Origin of the sequence: Mycobacterium sp. NPDC050041 (assembly GCF_049541695.1) — a bacterium.
Taxonomy (GTDB): domain Bacteria; phylum Actinomycetota; class Actinomycetes; order Mycobacteriales; family Mycobacteriaceae; genus Mycobacterium.
The window spans coordinates 374,637-392,796 of sequence record NZ_JBMVDG010000005.1 but is presented as its reverse complement, the minus strand read 5'-3'; the positions used below and the strand labels follow the sequence as shown (position 1 = coordinate 392,796).

16 protein-coding genes are annotated in these 18,160 nt (G+C 70.0%); 12 read left to right on the top strand and 4 right to left on the bottom strand.

Annotation, left to right across the window (positions count from 1 at the left end):
• Positions 1–11: 11 nt before the first annotated feature.
• Genes ACPCHZ_RS18640 through ACPCHZ_RS18615 form a run of 6 tightly spaced genes read left to right on the top strand, consistent with a single transcriptional unit; the run spans position 12 to position 3,386 of the window.
• On the top strand, positions 12–731 hold the full coding sequence (locus ACPCHZ_RS18640) for a Clp protease N-terminal domain-containing protein (RefSeq protein WP_423486064.1): 720 nt from the start codon (positions 12–14) through the stop codon (positions 729–731).
• 41 nt (positions 732–772) lie between these two features.
• Positions 773–1,249, top strand: coding sequence for an RNA polymerase sigma factor (locus ACPCHZ_RS18635; protein WP_423486063.1), 477 nt, complete (start codon positions 773–775; stop codon positions 1,247–1,249).
• Positions 1,246–1,839: a methylated-DNA--[protein]-cysteine S-methyltransferase gene (locus ACPCHZ_RS18630; RefSeq protein ID WP_423486062.1), complete on the top strand. Its 594-nt coding sequence runs from the start codon at positions 1,246–1,248 to the stop codon at positions 1,837–1,839. The genes ACPCHZ_RS18635 and ACPCHZ_RS18630 overlap by 4 nt, the downstream gene beginning before the upstream one ends.
• 36 nt (positions 1,840–1,875) lie before the next feature.
• Positions 1,876–2,304 carry a PPOX class F420-dependent oxidoreductase gene (locus ACPCHZ_RS18625; RefSeq protein WP_423486061.1) on the top strand — a complete coding sequence of 143 codons (429 nt, stop codon included), beginning with the start codon at positions 1,876–1,878 and terminating at the stop codon, positions 2,302–2,304.
• A gap of 48 nt (positions 2,305–2,352) precedes the next feature.
• Positions 2,353–2,844 carry a hypothetical protein gene (locus ACPCHZ_RS18620; protein ID WP_264012335.1) on the top strand — a complete coding sequence of 164 codons (492 nt, stop codon included), beginning with the start codon at positions 2,353–2,355 and terminating at the stop codon, positions 2,842–2,844.
• The gene (locus tag ACPCHZ_RS18615; protein WP_423486060.1) at positions 2,832–3,386 is read left to right on the top strand and encodes a GNAT family N-acetyltransferase; all 555 of its coding nucleotides are present in this window, start codon (positions 2,832–2,834) and stop codon (positions 3,384–3,386) included. Before ACPCHZ_RS18620 ends, ACPCHZ_RS18615 begins: the two co-directional genes overlap by 13 nt.
• On the opposite strand, the gene zapE is transcribed toward ACPCHZ_RS18615, so the two are convergent.
• A complete protein-coding gene (gene zapE, locus ACPCHZ_RS18610) occupies positions 3,353–4,462 on the bottom strand; it encodes a cell division protein ZapE (protein ID WP_423486105.1) in 1,110 nt (369 codons plus the stop codon). The two genes, ACPCHZ_RS18615 and zapE, sit on opposite strands and share 34 nt — an antisense overlap.
• On the opposite strand from zapE, the gene ACPCHZ_RS18605 reads away from it, so the two are divergent.
• From ACPCHZ_RS18605 to ACPCHZ_RS18585, 5 genes are all read left to right on the top strand, one after another.
• Entirely contained in the window at positions 4,461–5,234 is a 774-nt protein-coding gene (locus ACPCHZ_RS18605; protein WP_423486059.1) for a pyrimidine reductase family protein, read from the top strand. The genes zapE and ACPCHZ_RS18605 overlap by 2 nt on opposite strands.
• A gap of 31 nt (positions 5,235–5,265) precedes the next feature.
• The gene (locus ACPCHZ_RS18600) at positions 5,266–6,837 is read left to right on the top strand and encodes an alpha/beta hydrolase (RefSeq protein WP_423486058.1); all 1,572 of its coding nucleotides are present in this window, start codon (positions 5,266–5,268) and stop codon (positions 6,835–6,837) included.
• A gap of 43 nt (positions 6,838–6,880) precedes the next feature.
• The gene (gene aftC / locus ACPCHZ_RS18595; protein WP_423486057.1) at positions 6,881–8,170 is read left to right on the top strand and encodes an arabinofuranan 3-O-arabinosyltransferase; all 1,290 of its coding nucleotides are present in this window, start codon (positions 6,881–6,883) and stop codon (positions 8,168–8,170) included.
• A gap of 93 nt (positions 8,171–8,263) precedes the next feature.
• Complete coding sequence (locus ACPCHZ_RS18590; RefSeq protein ID WP_423486056.1) at positions 8,264–9,331, top strand: oxidoreductase family protein; 1,068 nt, start codon at positions 8,264–8,266, stop codon at positions 9,329–9,331.
• Positions 9,332–9,333: 2 nt separating this feature from the next.
• The gene (locus ACPCHZ_RS18585; RefSeq protein WP_423486055.1) at positions 9,334–15,894 is read left to right on the top strand and encodes a nuclear transport factor 2 family protein; all 6,561 of its coding nucleotides are present in this window, start codon (positions 9,334–9,336) and stop codon (positions 15,892–15,894) included.
• A 7-nt stretch (positions 15,895–15,901) separates the two neighbouring features.
• On the opposite strand, the gene ACPCHZ_RS18580 is transcribed toward ACPCHZ_RS18585, so the two are convergent.
• Both ACPCHZ_RS18580 and ACPCHZ_RS18575 read right to left on the bottom strand, forming a co-directional pair.
• Entirely contained in the window at positions 15,902–16,474 is a 573-nt protein-coding gene (locus ACPCHZ_RS18580) for a class I SAM-dependent methyltransferase (RefSeq protein WP_423486054.1), read from the bottom strand.
• Between the two features lie 24 nt (positions 16,475–16,498).
• A complete protein-coding gene (locus ACPCHZ_RS18575) occupies positions 16,499–17,260 on the bottom strand; it encodes a helix-turn-helix domain-containing protein (RefSeq protein WP_423486053.1) in 762 nt (253 codons plus the stop codon).
• Between the two features lie 92 nt (positions 17,261–17,352).
• On the opposite strand from ACPCHZ_RS18575, the gene msrB reads away from it, so the two are divergent.
• Positions 17,353–17,763: a peptide-methionine (R)-S-oxide reductase MsrB gene (gene msrB, locus ACPCHZ_RS18570; protein WP_364979292.1), complete on the top strand. Its 411-nt coding sequence runs from the start codon at positions 17,353–17,355 to the stop codon at positions 17,761–17,763.
• Between the two features lie 85 nt (positions 17,764–17,848).
• On the opposite strand, the gene ACPCHZ_RS18565 is transcribed toward msrB, so the two are convergent.
• Positions 17,849–18,160: a hypothetical protein gene (locus ACPCHZ_RS18565; protein ID WP_423486052.1), complete on the bottom strand. Its 312-nt coding sequence runs from the start codon at positions 18,158–18,160 to the stop codon at positions 17,849–17,851.

The following is an 18,160-nucleotide window of genomic DNA, read 5'->3' as shown; positions in this document are numbered from 1 at the left end:
GAGTTGACGGCATGAGCGAGTCCACCAAGATCACCAACCCCGTCCGCCTCGACGACCTCATCGACGCCATCAAGAAGGCCCACGACGAACCCCTCGAACAACTGACCGACGCGATGATCGCCGCGGACGCGCTCGGCGACATCGCCGACCACCTCATCGGTCACTTCGTCGACCAGGCCCGCCGCTCAGGCGCCTCCTGGACCGACATCGGGGCCTGCATGGGCGTGAGCAAGCAGGCGGCGCAGAAGCGGTTCGTCCCCAAACCGGAGTCGAACCCGCTCGACCCCAACGCCGGCTTCGGCCGTTTCACCCCCAGGGCCCGCAACGTCGTCGTCGGCGCACAGAACCGGGCGCACTCGGCGGGCAACACCGCCATCGAACCCGCTCACCTCCTGCTCGCTCTCTTCGACGACCCCGACGGCCTGGCCGCCAGACTGCTCAGCGGACAAGGGCTGGACGGCGCGAAGGTCTCCGAAGCCATCGAGCTGCCGCCGCGCTCCGAAGGCGAGGTGCCGGCGCTCATCCCGTTCGACAGCCCGGCCAAGAAGGTGCTGGAACTGACGTTCCGTCAGGCGCTGCGCCTGGGCCACAACTACGTCGGCACCGAACACATCCTGCTCGCGCTGTACGAAGCCGAGGACCAGGACGGGCACCTGCACCGACTCGGGGTCGACCGGGAGCGCTTCGAACGTGAACTCGTCGCCGCGCTCGAATCGATCGTGAAGGGCTGATCTCACCGACACGGGCGCCGCGGCGTCTACATGATGTGACAGTGCGACCGTTCGAGGACGTGGTGGCCGAGCACGGCGCGACCGTGCTGCGGGTCTGCCGCGCCGTCGTGGGGCCCGTCGACGCCGAGGACGCCTGGTCGGAGACCTTCCTCTCGGCGCTGCGGGCCTATCCTCGCCTGCCGGCCGACGCGAACGTGGAGGCCTGGCTGGTGACCATCGCCCACCGCCGGGCACTCGACGTCGGCCGGGCCACCTCGCGCCGGGCCGTGCCCACCGACCGCGTCCCCGAACGCCAGGCCACCCACGCCGACCCCGCCGCGCGTGATCCCGACCTGTGGGCCGCGCTGCAACGGCTGCCCACCAAACAGCGCCAGGCGCTGGCCTACCACCACCTGGCCGGCCTCCCCTACGCCGAGATCGCCGGCCTGCTCGGGAACTCGCCCGACGCCGCGCGGCGGGCCGCGGCCGACGGACTCAAGACACTGCGCAAGATCTACCTGGAGGACGAAACCGCATGAGCCTCAACCTGTTCGACATCGCACCCCACGACGACACGGCACTGCCGCGGCTGCATACCCGCCTCGAACGGGCCGCCGCCGACGCCGGCCTGCTCGACGTCGCCTACCGTACGATCGACAGCCCCCTCGGCCCACTGCTGCTCGCGGCCACGCCGGTCGGGCTGGTCCGCGTCGCCTTCGACGTCGAGGACCACGCCGCTGTGCTGGCCGCCCTCGCCGGCGCCGTCAGCCCCCGGGTGCTGCGCGCCCCGGACCGCCTCGACCCCGTCGCCCGCCAACTCGACGAGTACTTCGCCAAGCGCCGCACCGTCTTCGACGTCCCCGTCGACCTGCGACTGGCGGCAGGCTTCCGCCGCAGCGTGATCGAGCACCTACGAAGCATCGGCTACGGCCACCGCGCGAGCTACGCCGCCGTCGCCGCCGCCGTCGGTAATCCCCGCGCGGTCCGAGCGGTCGGCAGCGCCTGCGCCCACAACCCACTGCCGGTGGTGATCCCGTGCCACCGCGTGGTGCGCTCGGACGGCAGCACCGGGCAGTACGTCGGCGGCCAGGCCGCCAAGTCCGCGCTGCTCACCCTCGAGGCCGCGTGAGGGAATGAATCGGCGCCCGCCGCCGTAGAACCCGACATGAACCTGCCCGACTCCGCCCGCGACCTCATCGGCCGCGGCGCCGACGCCACCCTGGTCACCATCAACCCCGACGGCAGCCCGCAGGCGTCGCTGGTGTGGGTGGCGCTGCAGTCCACGGCCGAGGGCGACGAGCTCGTCTCGGCCCACCTGTCCGAGAAGTATCAGAAGGTGCGCAACATCCGGCGCGATCCGCGGGTGACGCTGACGATCCTGCCGCGCAGCCACCCGGGCGGCCAGACGCCGTACCTGTCGATCACCGGCACCGCACGCATCGTCGAGGGCGGCGCCCCCGAACTGCTGACCGACCTCGCCGCAGTGATGCTCGGCCCCGACTCGGGATTCCCGCCCGCGGGATCACCGCCGGGCTTCCTCACCCGCATCCGCATCGACAAGGTCGGCGGACTGGGCCCCTGGACGGCCCGATGACGGCCCAAAGGACCTGAAACACGTTTCAGTTTGTGCGATCATGCGTCCATGCGTCGCTGGCTCGTGCACCTCATCGCCGCGCTGACGGTCGTCGCGGGCTTCGTCGCCCCGACGGCGTCGGCCGCCCCGGCGCCGATCGGCCGCCTCGGCGAGCCGTTGCGGGTCTCGTTCGAAGGCCTGATCGCCGACGTCACCGTCCACAGCATCGACCCGTCGCCGGTGCCGCCGGGATTCGGCTACCCGCCCCGGGCGCCGCGCTACCAGGTGTACCGCGCCCAGGTCAGCGTCCACGCGGTCCAGCTGCCGACGCCGTACGCGATGGCGATCACCTTTCAGTTCCGTGGCGTGACCCCCACCGGTGATGCGTACGAACCGCGAAACAGCGATGCTCCCGACGCCCTGGCGGCCGCGCTCACCAATGCGCCCGCAGGGTCCACTGTCACCGGCGGCGTGTGGTGGGACTGCTATCGCGACCTGGTCTCCAACGTCGTACTGATCGACAAGCTCACCGGCCAGCACCTCGCCCAGTGGAACGTCTAGACCCGCCCCTGCACGTTCGCACGCCCACGGCGACCGACCTCGCCGAACTCGCCGACGTCGCCGCCCGCACCTTCCCGCTGGCCTGCCCGCCGGGCGCCACCGCCGAGAACGTCGCCGCGTTCGTCGACGAACACCTCAGCGCCCAGCGCTTCGGCGACTACCTCGTCGACCCGGCCCGCGACGTGATCGTCGCGGAGCGCGACGGCCGTATCACGGGCTACGCCATGCTGATTCACGGCGTCGCCGACGATGCCGACGTGCAGCGGGCCGTCACGCTGCTGCCCGCCGTCGAACTGTCGAAGATCTACGTGCTGCCCGACGACCACGGCGCCGGCGTGGCGGCCGCACTGATGACCGAGGCGATCGACCGCGCCTGCCGCTCCGGCAGCGCCTGCCTGTGGCTCGGCGTGAACCAGGAAAATCAACGCGCACAACGGTTCTACGCCAAACACGGGTTCACCGTGACGGGTACCAAGACGTTCCGGCTCGGCGCCGGCGTCGAGCGGGACTACGTGCTGGTGCGTCCGCTTTCCTCGGCCTGACCCGCCGCGGTCAGCGCCAGCAGCCGCGACGTCGCGCGCAGGTACTTCTTGCGGAAGCCGCCGGCCAGCATCTCCGCGCCGAAGATGGTGTCGAGCTTGGCGCCCGACGCCACCACCGGGATCCCGGCGTCGTAGAGCCGATCGGTCAGCGACACCAGCCGCAACGCCACACTCTGGTCGTCGAGCGGATGCACCCCGGTGATGTACACGCCGGTCACGCCGTCGATCAGGGCCTGGTACCGCGACGGATGCATGGTCGCCAGGTGCCCGCACAGCGCGTCGAAGCCGTCGAGCACCGCGCCGTCCGGTGCGGCGCCGGCGCGCGCGGCGACCTCCTCGTCGGTCAGCGGCTCCGGCGCGGGCGGCAGGTCGCGGTGCCGGTAGTCCGGCCCCTCGATCCGCACGGTGGTGAAAATCGCTGCCAGCGTGTTGATCTCGCGCAGGAAGTCCTGCGCGGCGAAGCGGCCCTCGCCGAGCTGCTCGGGCAGCGTGTTCGACGTTGCCGCAATCGACACACCGCGCTCCACCAGCGCCGAGAGCAGCCGCGAGATGAGCGTGGTGTTGCCGGGGTCGTCGAGCTCGAACTCGTCGATGCACACCAGCACGTAGCCGGCCAGCAGGTCGATGCACTCGACGAAGCCGAACACCCCGGCCAGCTGGGTCAATTCGCCGAACGTCGCGAACGCCGTCGGCGCCTCGCTGCCCGCGTCCACCCGGTAGTACGACGAGGCCAGCAGGTGGGTCTTGCCGACGCCGAAGCCGCCGTCGAGGTAGAGCCCGACACCGGGCAACACCTCGCGCTTGCCGAACAGCTTCTTCTTGCCTGCGCGCCGCGTCACGGCCTCGTCGCAGAACCGGATGCACGACTGGACGGCGGCGGCCTGCGACGGCTCGGCCGGGTCGGGACGATAGGTGTCGAATGCGACGTGGGTGAACGTCGGCGGCGGGACCAGGCTCGCCACCAGCCGTTCGGGGGTGACGGTGGGCTTGCGGTCGACGAGATGGCCCACCCGATTCGGCACATCACTGGACCCGTGCATGCAGGCAGCGTAGCGACGTGCTGCAATCGTGCGTATGCCCGAGACCGCTGCTGGGACACAGTTCACAGTGCTCGACGCGGTCGAGGTGGTGGACGACGAGCGCGTCGCGGACTTCTACCGCTACCCCGGCGACCTCACCCGCTGCTGGGTCCGCGGCAACATGATCACCAGCGTGGACGGTGGTGCGACGGCCGACGGCAAATCCGGCGCGCTCGGCGGCGACGGTGACCGGGCGCTGTTCGGCATGATGCGCGAGGCCGCCGACGTGATCCTCGTCGGCGCCTCGACGGTGCGGGTGGAGAACTACTCGGGCGCGCAGCTCGGGCCCGCCGCCCGTTCGGCTCGTCAGCAGCGCGGCCAGGCGGAGGTGCCGCCCATCGCCGTGCTGACCCGCGGCGGCCGACTCGACCACGACGCCAAGCTGTTTCACCGCACCGAGGTTCCGCCGCTGATCCTGACCAGCTCCGACGCCGCCCGCAGCACCCGGGACCGGCTCGGCGGGCTGGCCGAGGTCATCGACGCCTCGGGCGCCGACCCGGACTCCGTCGACGCCGCACGCGCACTGACCGTGCTGGCCGAGCGCGGGCTGCTGCGGGTCCTCACCGAGGGCGGCCCCGGCATCCTCGGCATGTTCACCGGCGCCGACCTGCTCGACGAGCTGTGCCTGACGCTCGCGCCGGTGCTCGTCGGCGGCGACGCCAAGCGCATCGTCACCGGACCCGGGCAGGTCCACACGGCCATGTCCCGCAGCCACGTACTCGCCGATGCGCAGGGTTACCTGTACACGCGGTACGTGCGGGCCGACTGAGCACCCGGCGGGCATCGCTACTGTGGTCTCCATGCGTCGGCACCCTGCGCTGCTTACGGCCTTGAGCATGTCGACCGTCACCGTGACGGTGCTGCTCGCCGGCTGCTCCCCCGGACTGGGCGCCAACCCCCGATTCGCCACCGACGCCGGCGCAGGCCCGCAGGGTGAGGCGCCGCCCACCCAGCAGGCCGAAGGGCCGCCGGCGATCGAGGTCCCCAAGAACGACCTGTCGTGGCGGGACTGCACGTCCCGGGTGTTCCGCGACGCCGGCGTCGACCAGGTTCCCGGCGTGACACTCGACTGCGCCGACTACGACTCCGACCTCGACTCGATCGACGGGGCCACCGGCTCGGTGACGATCGGCGTGGTCCGCGCCAAGACCGCGCAGACACCGTCGGACGCCGGCCCGCTCGTGATCACCACCGGAACCGATGTGCCGTCGTCGGCCCAGCTGCCGGCATGGTTGTCGCGCACCGGCGCCGACGTGCTGAAGGGCCGGCCCATCGTGGCCGTCGACCGGCGCGGCATCGGCATGTCCGGCGCACTGGACTGCCGCGACACCTACGACCGCCAGGAGATGCGCGAGCAGGCCCAGTTCCAGTACGGCGACGACCCCGTCGCCAACCTGAGCGCGATCACCGTGACCGCCACCACCAGCTGCACCGACACCATCGCCCCCGGCGACTCCGCGTATGACAACGTCCACGCCGCCGAGGATCTCGAACGGCTGCGCAGCACCTGGGACGTCCCGGCACTGGCGATCCTCGGGATCGGCAACGGCGCTCAGGTAGCGCTGGCGTACGCCGGTTCCCACCCGAACAAGGTGGCCCGGCTGCTGCTCGACTCCCCGCTGCCGCTGGCGGTGGGCGCCGAGGCCGCGGCCGAACAGCGCATCAAGGGCGAACAGGCCGCGCTCGACGCGTTCGCCGCCCAGTGCGCCGCGACCGCCTGCCCTCTCGGACCGGATCCCAAGGCCGCGGTCGACGGCCTGCTGGCCGACGCGCGGGCAGGTGACGGCCCCGGCGGTGCGTCGGTGTCCGCGGTCGCCGAGGCCATCTCCACCGCGCTGGCCTTCCCCCGCGGCGATCGCGTGGCCAGCACCAACGAGCTGGCTGCCACGCTGGCCGCGGCCCGCGGCGGCGACGACAGCGGTCTGCGCGAGCTGGTCACCCGGGCCGAGGATCTGCGCCAGAGCGACGGCCAGTTCGTCAACGCCTGCAGCGACGCCCTCAACCGGCCGACGCCCGACCGGGTCCGCGAACTCGTGGTGGCGTGGGGCAAGCTCTACCCGCAGTTCGGCGCCGTCGGCGCGCTCGACCTCGTCACCTGCCTCAACTGGCCGAGCGGTTCGGCGCCCGAGGAGCCCAAAGACCTCAAGGTGCCGGTGCTGCTGCTCGGCGTGCAGAACGACCCGATCGTGGGTAACGAGGGCGTGGCCGCCGTCGCCGCCACGGTCATCAACGCCGGCACCAACAGCAAGCGGGTGATGTGGCAGGGCATCGGCCACGGCGCCTCGATCTACTCGCCATGCGCGCTGGCGCCCGTCGTCGGCTACCTCGACAAGGGCGCGCCGCCGGAGACCGACACGTACTGCCCGGCCTGATCCGCCGGCCCCTGGCACCGGAGCGCCGGTGTAAGTTTCGCTCGTGCCGTTCACCGATTCGATCCTGAACGCCTTCCGGCCCCGCACCACGCCACCGAGCACCGCGACCGTCCTGCGGTCGGTGTTGTGGCCGGTCGCGATCCTGTCGATCATCCACCGCAGCTACGTGCTGGCCACCAACGGCTACATCACCGACGACTTCGCACCGGTCTACCGCGCCGTCGTCAACTTCAAGCTCGGCATCGACATCTACAACGAGCACTTCGACCACGTCGATCCGCACTACCTGTATCCGCCCGGCGGCACCCTGCTGCTCGCGCCGTTCGGCTACCTGCCGGTAGACGCGTCGCGGTACTGGTTCGTCGCCTTCAACACCCTGGCCATCGTCCTCGCCGCCTACGTGCTGCTGCGGCTGTTCCGGTACTCACTGGCCTCGGTCGCCGCGCCGGCGCTGCTGCTGGCGATGTTCTGCACCGAATCGGTCACCAACACGCTGGTGTTCACCAACATCAACGGCTGCATCCTGCTGGCCGAGGCGCTGTTCTTCCTGTGGCTACTCGACGGCAGACGCGGGCACGAGTGGCTGGCAGGCATCGCCATCGGGCTGACCCTGGTGGTCAAACCGTCGCTGCTGCCGCTGATGCTGCTGCCGCTGCTCAACCGGCAGTGGCGGCCGTTCGTCGGCGCGATCGGGGTGCCGCTGCTGTTCAACGCCGCGGGCTGGTTCCTGGTCAGTGACCCGATGAACTTCGTGTCACGCACCGTGCCCTACATCTTCGGCACCCGCGACTACTTCAACAGCTCGATCCTGGGCAACGGCATCTATTACGGTCTGCCGACCTGGCTGATCCTGGCGCTGCGGCTCGGGTTCGCGCTGCTGGCGGCCGCGTCGCTGGTGCTGTTGTACCGGCACTACCGCACCCGCGACCCGCGGTTCTGGATGCTCACCTCGTCGGGCGTGCTGCTGATCGCGTCGTTCCTGGTGCTGTCGCTGGGCCAGGGCTACTACTCGATGATGCTGTTCCCGTTCCTGATGACGGTGGTGCTGCCGAACTCGGTGATCCGCAACTGGCCTGCCTGGCTGGCGATCTACGGCTTCATGACGATGGACCGCTGGCTGCTCGGCCAATGGCCGACGACAGGGCGGTTCCTGGAGTACGCGAAGATCACCTACGGCTGGTCGCTGATGCTCGTCGTGGTGTTCGCCGTGCTGTACTTCCGCTATCTCGACGCCAAGGACGACGGCCGCCTCGACGAAGGCATCGACCCGCCGTGGCTGAAGAAGGTCGTGCCCAGCACCCCGTCGAAGCCCGAGGCGCCCGCGATCAGCTGACGATCCGCACCGGCTCGTGCGATTTCGTCGCTGCGGCTCCCCGGTCTCGTACGATGAGGCCGGTCGTGGGGAGGCCACGGGGAGGCGACGGATATGCCCGCAATTCCGGTTGGTCCCCAGTGCATCACCCCCGCCTGGCTCAGCGACGTGCTGGAAGCCGATGTCCTCGGCTGCGACGTCGAGCAGATCGCGATCGGTGTGGGCCTGCTCGGCCGGCTGTTCCGGGTCCGCCTCAAAGGCGGGCCCGACCTGCCGCCGTCGGTGGTGGTGAAGCTCCCGACGCTCGACCAGCAGGCACGGACGGCCCTCTGTGAGGATCTCGAGTTCTACCTGCGAGAGGTCCGGTTCTACCGAGAGATCGGCCGGGCCAATCCGTTGCCCCCCGCGCGTCCCTACTACGCCGCCATCGACGAGGCGACGCACGACTTCGTGCTCGTCCTCGAGGATCTCCAACACCTTCGTAAGGCCGACCAGACCACCGGCTGCGCCCTCACCGACGCGGAGTCGGTGATCGACGGCATCGCCAGGCACCACGCCCATTGGTGGGACAACGCGCGGCTCCGGTCGCTGCCCTGGCTGAAGACGTACAGCACACCGGAATTCGCCCGCATCGTGATCGGCAATTATGAAGCCGGCTGGCCGGTGGCGATCGACCGCGTCGGCTCCGGCCTGTCCCCGGCCCTGCGCAGCTTCGGTGAGCGGTTGCCCGCGCTGATGCCATGGCTGCTCGCCGAATTCGCGCGCCCGCCCATGACATTCCTGCACGGAGACCTGCGGCTCGACCAGTTGTTCTTCGCCGTCACGGCCGACGACCCACCCGTCACGGCGCTGGACTGGCAGATCACCGCCACGGGCCGCGGGGCCTACGACGTCGCCTACTTCATCACCCAGAGCCTGGCCACCGACGACCGGCGCGCTTGCGAGGACAGGCTCGTCGAGCGCTACGCCGTACGCCTTGCCGAGCATGGGATCGATTATCCCGCAGAGGAATTGCGGCGAGACTACCGGCTCACCACTGCATCGTGCTTTCTCTATCCCATCATCGCCGCAGGTCGCATCGACGTCGCGAACGACCGTCAACTCGAGCTGCTGGGCGCCATGCTCGAACGCGCCGCCACAGCCGTCGAGGACCACGACTGCCTGGCGCTGAGGCCGGATTGACCATGGCCGGAAACCGCCGCACCTGCGCCTCCTGCGCCACGACCAACGAGGAGGACGCCCGCTTCTGCGAAGGCTGCGGCGGTACCCTCGCGCGGACGTGCACCGCATGCGGCCTGGAGGCGACCGCGACGGCACGGTTCTGCCGGGGATGTGGAACGCCGCTCGACACCCCGGGACTGCCCGCGGCTGCGCCGCCCGCCCAGGCAGCCGCCCGCAAGACGGTGACCGTGATGTTCGCCGACCTGGCCGGGTCGACCAGCTTCGAAGAACGGGTCGACGCCGAGACGGCGCGCGATGTCATGAGCCGCTACCACCACCTGCTGCGGCAGACCGCGCAGCGGCACCGCGCCGGCGTCACGAAGTACATCGGCGACGGCTTCATGGCGGTGTGGGGCATTCCCGGCATCCGTCCCGACGATGCCGCCGACGCCGTGGAAGCGGCGGTCGAACTGCAGGAACGCTTCGTGGACCTCGCCGCCTTCGTCGCCGACGCCCACGGCACCGAGCTTGCGCTGCGGGTGGCGGTGAACACCGGTGAGGTCGTGGTCGGCGCCGGTGATGCGGACCTGGTGGGTGACGCGCTGAACGTCGGGGCCCGGCTCGAGGCGGAATGCCCGCTCGGTCGCGTCGTGGTGGGCGAGGAGACGCGGCGGGCCACCCGCGGGCGGTACACCTATGAGTCCCTCGGTCATGTTCAGGTCAAGGGGCGGACCGCACCCGTGGCGGTGCACCGGTGGCTCGGCCATCAATCGGCAGCCGATGCCACGCCCTTCGTCGGCCGCACCCATGAGGTCGAGAAGCTGCAGACGGTGCTCGACGACGCGGTCACCGCGCGGGCAGCCAGATTGGTGACCGTGATCGGCGATCCCGGCGTCGGCAAGAGCCGCCTGGCCGCCGAGTTCACCGCGGGTGCAGTGCCCCGCGTCCGGGTGATCGAGGCCCGGTGCGACGTCGAAGGCACCGTCGCGCTGGCGCCGATCATCGAGGTGCTGCGGGCCCTCGATCTCGAAAAGGTCTTACCGACAGGCGTTCCCGAGCATGATCGACTGCTGCGCGATCTGAACGGCCTGGCCGCCGGGGTCCCCGGGTCGGTCGAGGAGACCTTCTGGGCGCTGCGCCGGTTCATCGAGCTACTCGCCTCCGACGGACCTCTGCTGCTCGTCGTCGACGACATCCACTGGGCCGACACGCTGCTGCTGGATTTCGTCGAACATCTGGTGGAGTGGGTGCACGACGTCCCGGTTTTCGTGCTGGGGCTGGCACGGCCCGAGCTCCGCGAGGTCCGACCGGAGCTCGTCAGCACGGGTCGGTGGGTGTCGGCGGCACTGCCGCTCGGTGGGCTCGACGCCGAAGCGACCGCGGAACTGGCCGCGAAAGTGCTCGACGCCGATCGACTGCCTGCCGAGCTTCTCCTTCGCCTGCCGTCCTCGACCGGAGGCAACCCGCTGTTCGTGCGCGAGTTGATGTCGATGCTGGCTCACGACGATGTGCTGGTGTCCGAGCCGGGCGGCTGGCGCCTGACCATCGACGTCGACGCCATCACCGTTCCGCCGACCATCCACGCCCTGCTGGCCTCGAGACTGGAGCGGCTGAGCCCCACCGATCGGCGCGTACTCGAGGTCGCCGCAGTCGTCGGCAGCGACTTCTCGGTGGGAGCCGTCTGTGAGCTGGTGGGCTCCGACCCGGCGCGGATCATCGAATCACTCGGCCGCCTCCGCCGGCTCGAGCTGACCCAGCCCAGCGGGGCCTATGTCGGCGACGAACCCGTCTGGCGCTTCCACCACGCGCTCATCCGCGACGTCGCCTACCGCAGACTGCTGAAATCCGATCGCGCCGACCTCCATGAGCGGCTGGCCGACTGGGTAGCATCGGGCCGGCCGAGCGGGGCCTTCGATTCCGACGAGATGATCGCCCGCCACCTCGAAGCCGCCTGCGCGTACCGCAACGAGCTCGGCACACCCGGCGAAGAGTCGGACGGTCTCGCGCTGCGGGCCGCCCGTCACTACGCAGCATCGGCGCGCCGCGCCCTCGACCGCGACGAGCTGCTGTCCGCCGGGAATCAGGCCACCCGCGGTGCTGCCCTCGCCGCCACGGACCACGCTGTGCTGGCGGACCTTCTGCTCATCGGTTGCGAGGCATTCCTGTCCGCGGGCGACGTGGCGGCCGGCGCCCCGCTCGTCGATGGCCTCGACCGCATCGCCGATCAGGCGCTCGCACCGTGGGCCATCTGCTACCGGAGTCAGCTCGCCGTCTACACCGACCCGGAACGACTGCCCGACGTGGACATCCAATTGCAGTCCGCCATCGACGAATTCAGCCGTCGCGCCGAACTGGCCGGGCTGGCCAAGGCGCACCGCGTTCGAGCGGGCGCCCGCGCGCGCCTCGGCCGGATCGGCGACTGCGAAGCCGATCTCTTCGAAGCGCTGATCGCCGCTCGGCACAGCGGCGACCACCGGCAGATCACCGCAGCGCTCGGCGCGGCGCCTGCGGCGGCGCTCTGGGGCCCGAGTCCGCTTCCCAAGGCCGGCGGCCGGTGCCTCGACGTGGTTCGGATGCAGCGGATGACGACGGCCGCGCCCTCGCTCGAGGCCACCTCGTTGCGGTGTCTGGCGCTACTGGAACTTCTCAGGGGCCGCCCGGACAAGGCACGGTCCATGCTGGCCGAGGCACGCCAGGTGGTCGCTGACCTCGGTCTGCGGCACGGGTTGAAGGAGACTGAACTTTTCGCGGGCATCATCGAGTCGATGGAGGGCGACCCGGTCGCCGCCGAGCCGCACTTCCGCACCGCGCTCGAGGGACTGGACGCGCTGGGGGTCGGTGCGGACGCGGGCCTCGCCGCGGCACTGCTCGCGCGATCAGTGCTCGCGCAGGATCGGGTCGAGGAAGCCGACCGGCACGCCGCCGAGAGCGAACATCTCGCCGGACACAACCTGAAGACGGCGATCGCCTGGCGCGCGGTACGGGCGGAGATCCTCGCCGTGGAGGGCCGGCACGACGAGGCCGCCGCGATGGGCCGGGATGCGGTTGCCGTTGCCGAGGGAACCGATCTGGTGCTCGATCACGCCGACGCCTGCCTCGCGCTGAGCCGGGTACTCGCCGCGGCCGGAGACACCGGCGGCGCGAACAGCGCTCGCGCGGAGGCTGATCGGCTCTACGCCGCAAAGGATGTCGCGAGCACGGTCGGCCGGGTGGCTGATGCGGACGAGCCGACGGCTTCGACCCCGCTTCACACGGCACGAGCGCCCACGTCCGCGCGCCTGGCGGTCGACAACCGCTCCTGCGCCTACCTTCCGGCGTTCCTGCGTGCAGTTCAGGCGCACGACGTCGAGGGCACCCTCGATTGGTATTCCGACCGCTTCGTGTACGACGACCGCCGGCGGCTCGCAGGCGATCCCGTCGTCGGCCGTGACGCGATGCGAGCGGCGATCGAGCGCATCTTCGCTCAATACAGCCGATTCGACATCCGGGTGCTTGCCGTGCGGGGTGAGCGCCTGCACCTGGTCTGGACCCGCTGGGCCGACGACGATGGAAACGAGACCACCACGTTCTACGTCAACGAGACCGGCGACGACGGTCGGCTCGTCTATCACGCCCGCTTCGACGAGGACGACTTCCTCGACGCCTACCGCGAGCTCGAAGACCGGTATTACGCCGGCGAGGGTGCGGCATTCGCCGAAGGAGGCACCGTCTCGAGCCAGTGGATCATCGCGATGAACGAGGGCGACTTCGACCGGGCGTTCGTCGAGCTCACCAGCCCTCAGATGCGTGTCGAGAACCGGTCGCGTGCACTCTTCCCCGATCGTTCCGTCGCCGAGTTCCGCGCGACCATGGAAGGGCTGGACGCGATGGTGAGCTTCACACGCACATGGCTTTCCGCAGTTCACTGGCTGGCTCCGCACTGCGGCATCTTCACGCTCGAGCGGCAAGCCGCGGGACAAGACGGCGAGCTGTACACCTGGCGTCGCCTGTGCGCGAACGAGTTCGGCAATGGGCAGCTCCTGTCGATGTGCGAATTCGAACTCGAGGACGAGGAGGCGGCGTTCGCCTACGCCGCCGCACTGTTTCGCACGACCTCGAGCCGGCTGGCTGTCGAGAACCGAGCCGGCCAAACCTCCGATGCGCTCTTGACGGCGGCCCGATCGGGCGACCTCGACACCATGTTCGCCTGCTACTCGGATGAACTCGTCTACGACGACCGCAGGCGCCTCAGCGGCAATCCGCTGTCCGGCAGTGATGCGCTGCGCGAGGCCCAGAGGCGCATCCTCGAGCAGTACCACCACTTCGACATGCACACCCTCGCCGTGCGGGGCCAACGCCTGCACCTCGGCCGGAGCCGCTGGTCGAACGACGCCGGCTACGAGACCACCTGTCTGCACGTGAGCGAAATCGGCGAGGACGGTCGGTTCATCTATGAAGGCCGCTTCGACGAAGACAACTTCGAGGACGCCTTCCGCGTGCTGGAGAGGCGTTTCCACGCCGGCGAGGGCGCTGCGTTCGCCGAAGCGGGGTCGGTCGCGACCGAGGTCACCCTCGCCACCAACAAGGGTGATTTCGACCGGGTGTTCGGCGAGCTGACGACACCCGACTTCCACGTCGCGAGCGGCACGAGATCGGTCTTCGGCGATCGCTCCGCCGCCGAACTCCGTGCGACCTTCGAGGAGCTCTACGCGATGGTGACGTCGGTGCGGACGTGGTTCTCCGCGGCGTCCTGGTTGTCGCCGACGTGCTGCATCGGCCGCAACGAGCGGGAGGCCGTCGGCCACGACGGTGAGCGGTATGCATGGACTCGGATCTACGTGTGCGAGTTCCGCGATGGCCGACTTGCGTCGATGTGCGAGTTCGCGGTCGAGGACGAGGAGGCAGGGTTCGCCTACGCCGAGGAACGGGCGCGGGCCGCCGACAGCAGGCTCGCCGTCACCAACAAGGCAGCCGAGACGGCCGCCGCCCTCGCTCGCGCGGCGCGGCAGCGGGACCGAGATGGCATGTTCGGCTGCTACGCCGGCCGGTTCGTCCACGAGGACCGGAGGCGGCTGACGGGTGATGCCATCGACGATGGCGCAGCACTCCGCGCTGCGATCGACCGCGTACTCCAGCAGTACCACCGATTCGAAGAACGGACGCTCGCGGTGCGGGGCGACCGTCTGCATCTGGGGTGGGGCCGGTGGTCGAGCGCCGCCGGCGATGAGACAGCGCACCTCTACGTGCACGAGGTGGGTGCCGACGGGCGGATCGAGTATGACGGCCGGTTCGACGAGGACGACTTCGACGGTGCCTACCGCGAACTCGAGCGGCGCTACTACGCCGACGAGGGTTCCGACTTCGCCGAAGCGGGTGTCGTCACGGTCGAATACGCACTCGCTGTGAATGCAGGCGACCTCGACCGTGTCTTCGGCGACCTCACCACGGCGGACTTCCGCCTCGTCGAGAAGAGGTCGCGCTCGGTCTTCGGCGGCGACCTGTCGCTCGCGGAGTTCCGCGCCAGCTTCGAACAGCTGAATGCGCTGGTCGCCTCGACGCGAACGTGGGGCTCGGCCGTGTGCTGGCTGACACCGACTGTGGTGGTCGGCCGTTTTGAGCGAGATGCCGTCGGGCCGGGCGGCGAAGAATACGCATGGACACACATCGACGTGTACGAGATCCGCGACGGACGGCTGGCCGCTGCGTCGATGTTCGACGCTGACGCCGAAACGGCGGCGTTCGCCTACGCCGAGGAGCGTGTGCGGGCCGCCAGCAGCCCTCTGCCTCTCACCAACCGGTCCTGCGACGTCGTGCAGGCGATGAACGATGCGTTGTGCAGTGGCGATGTCGACGGCATCATGCGGCACTGCTCGGAAAGAACGGTTTTCGACGACCGCCGGCGAATCAGCGGTGCTCCCATCCGCGGCACAGGCGAATTCCGCGCCGCGTTCGAACGGCTCTGCGCGCAGTACAACCATTCCGAGATCCACATCCTCGCGGTGCGGGGTGAGACACTCAACCTGCATTGGAGCCGGTGGTCTGACGACGCCGGGAACGAGAGCGTGCAGTTGCACGTCGTGGAGATCGACCGGGACGGCCTCATCGCCTCCGAGAGCCGCTTCGACGAGCAGGACTTCGACGCCGCCTGCCGCGAACTCGAGCACCGTTACTACGGCGGTGAGGGTGCGCCGTTCGCACTGAACGGGTTGATGTCGAGTGAGGCGCCGATCCTGGTCAACCGCAACGAATTCGATCGGCTGTTCGATGAACTCTGCGCCCCGGGTATGCAGGTCGAGAATCGGTCGCACAGCGCCTTTCCCGATCGATCGGCGAGTGAGCTGCGTGGCACGTTCGGGACACTGAACACCCTTGTCGCATCGACGCGTACGTGGGTGTCGGCCGTGAACTGGCTGTCACCGGCCTGCAGTCTCATCCGGCTGGAACGCGAGGCGGTCGGGCAGGACGGTGAACGTTATGCCTGGACGATGGTCATCGTGACGGAGCACCGCGACGGCAGGATCGCCTCGATGTGCGAATTCAGCGCAGACGATGAGGAGGCGGCGTTCGCCTATGCCGAGGAATGCGTTCGGGCCGAACGAGGTTGAGACCGCATCACCGGGTCGCCAGAAAGCGCATCGCCTGACCGCGGTAACGCGGTCCGACGTCCACCGACAGCCCTTCGGCCCGGCAGGCGTCGCCGAGTTCGGGCGGCGTCAACAGCCGGAACGGTGACCTGTCGAGGCGGTGCAGCCACGTCGCGGCCGGGGTGCGCACCAGGTCGTACCCCACGAACACCCCACCCGGGCGCAGCACCCGGGCGATCTCCCCGACCGCGGCCTCCCAGTCGATGACGTGGTGCAGCATCAGGCAACTGACCACCGAGTCGAACGCGTCGTCGTCGAACGGAAGGGCGGTGGCATCGGCCGGTACCGCCCGCGCCGCCGGATAGGGCCGCAGGCGGCGATCCGCCGTGGCCACCATGACCGGGTCGAGATCGGTGGCCGTCACCGCCGCATCGGGCAGCACCTGTTGCAGCGCCGCTGCGACCGCGCCACTGCCAGAACCGATCTCGAGGACATCGCGGCCCAATCGGTCGACCTGCAGCGTGCCCACGACGGCGTCGGTGCTGCGGCGCCACAGCGCCCCACAGCAGAACGCCCGCTCGACCTTCGACATCACCGGCATGACATCAGTGTCCGTGCGACGGGGTCACGCGCGCTTGAACGGATCCGTCCTGTCTTCCGCCAGCAGCTGCGCGACCTGGCTCGGCGCGATGCCGGCGAGCTCCCGGCACACCCGGTGGGCGTGGGCGCCGTCGGCGAAGCCCGCCAGGTGGGCCGCATCGGTGACCGACGCGCCGCGGTCGAGATGCGGCAGCGCGCTGAGCAGTCTCGACCACCGGGCGGTCGCCGAGAAGGACACACCCGTCTGCCTGCGGAACAGCCGACCGAGGTAATCCGGTGACACCGCGACCGCGCGGGCGACCGCGACGAGGTCGGCCCGCTTGGGCATGCCCGACGACACCACCTCGACGGCTCGGCGCAGCGCAGGGTGCACCGGCGCGCCGTCGGCCGGGTCGACACCCGCAGTGCGCAGCACCTCCCGCACGGCGACGTCCGCCGCGCCCTGGAGATCGTCCGACCGGCAGCAGTCGGCGATCAGTTCCGCGGTGTCGTCGGCCAGCGGTGCGGTCCATACGCCGGCATCGCCGTCGCGGCGGCAGAGGCCGTTGAGCGCCGCGCCGGTGCGGCCCACCGGGTTGACGTACGCCGACAACGCGGTGCGCGCCCCGCCCGGCCGCAGCGCGTGCCGTGTCCCGCTCGCGATGACCGTCACCCGGCACAGCACGGTCCGGCCGTCGTCGAGCACCACCGCCAGCGCACCGTCGAGCCCGACCGTCACCTGGACCGCGGGGTGGTGATGCAGGTCGATGTCGACGCCGTCGGTACCGGCCAGATCGCCCGCAAGCACCAGACGACCGGGCCGTGCACTCCACCGCCCTCGCATGCCTCACGGTATCCCGCCCCGGGTCCGCGGAGCCGTCGCTGCGCTAACTTGGAACCATGAGTACGCCCAAGGTGCAACTGACCGACGACCAGTGGCGCGACAAGCTCTCCGCAGAGGAGTTCGCGGTGCTCCGCCGGGCCGGTACCGAGCGCCCCTTCACCGGCGAGTACACCGACACCAAGACCGACGGCGTGTACGAGTGCCGCGCCTGCGGAGCCGAATTGTTCCGCAGCAGCGAGAAGTTCGAGTCCCACTGCGGCTGGCCGTCGTTCTTCGACCCGGCCGACTCCGACGCGGTGATCCTGCGCCCCGACGACTCGATGGGCATGCCGCGCGTCGAGGTGGTGTGCGCGAACTGCCACAGCCACCTCGGGCACGTCTTCGAGGGTGAGGGCTATCCGACGCCGACCGATCAGCGGTACTGCATCAACTCCATCTCGCTGCGGCTGGTGCCGAAAGCGCCGTGAACGCGCGCCGAGTGTGAACGTCACGACGAAAATCGCGCTCAGGCGTCGTCAGGTTCACACTCGCGGCCGATGAGGCCGTCCGGCGCTACCCGGGGTAGACCGCGAACTCGGCGTGGTCCTCGGTGTCGGCGACGCACTGGAACAGCAGCGGTGCCGTCATCGCCGTGCCGGACGAACAGGTGAACGGCGCGATGACCTGATACTTGTCGCCGTTGGGGTTGTACTGCGCCGCATAGTCCGACGCCGTGACGCAGTCGATGTCGCCGGCGGTGATGACGATGCTCTGGCCGTTGCGCGGCGGGCACTGTTCGCCGCTGGGGTCCTGCGCGAGCGCGTCGGGTGCGGTGGCCATCGCGGAGACGAACAAGGTGGCGCCGACCCATGCCCTGGTGCTCAT

Excerpts from the sequence above, each read along its gene's own strand:
- ACPCHZ_RS18640 (WP_423486064.1), top strand. The coding sequence starts at position 12 with ATGAGCGAGTCCACCAAGATCACCAACCCCGTCCGCCTCGACGACCTC.
- ACPCHZ_RS18630 (WP_423486062.1), top strand. The coding sequence starts at position 1,246 with ATGAGCCTCAACCTGTTCGACATCGCACCCCACGACGACACGGCACTG.
- ACPCHZ_RS18625 (WP_423486061.1), top strand. The coding sequence starts at position 1,876 with ATGAACCTGCCCGACTCCGCCCGCGACCTCATCGGCCGCGGCGCCGAC.
- ACPCHZ_RS18620 (WP_264012335.1), top strand. The coding sequence starts at position 2,353 with ATGCGTCGCTGGCTCGTGCACCTCATCGCCGCGCTGACGGTCGTCGCG.
- ACPCHZ_RS18605 (WP_423486059.1), top strand. The coding sequence starts at position 4,461 with ATGCCCGAGACCGCTGCTGGGACACAGTTCACAGTGCTCGACGCGGTC.
- ACPCHZ_RS18600 (WP_423486058.1), top strand. The coding sequence starts at position 5,266 with ATGCGTCGGCACCCTGCGCTGCTTACGGCCTTGAGCATGTCGACCGTC.
- ACPCHZ_RS18590 (WP_423486056.1), top strand. The coding sequence starts at position 8,264 with ATGCCCGCAATTCCGGTTGGTCCCCAGTGCATCACCCCCGCCTGGCTC.
- ACPCHZ_RS18585 (WP_423486055.1), top strand. The coding sequence starts at position 9,334 with ATGGCCGGAAACCGCCGCACCTGCGCCTCCTGCGCCACGACCAACGAG.
- ACPCHZ_RS18580 (WP_423486054.1), bottom strand. The coding sequence starts at position 16,474 with ATGCCGGTGATGTCGAAGGTCGAGCGGGCGTTCTGCTGTGGGGCGCTG.
- msrB (WP_364979292.1), top strand. The coding sequence starts at position 17,353 with ATGAGTACGCCCAAGGTGCAACTGACCGACGACCAGTGGCGCGACAAG.
- ACPCHZ_RS18565 (WP_423486052.1), bottom strand. The coding sequence starts at position 18,160 with ATGAGCACCAGGGCATGGGTCGGCGCCACCTTGTTCGTCTCCGCGATG.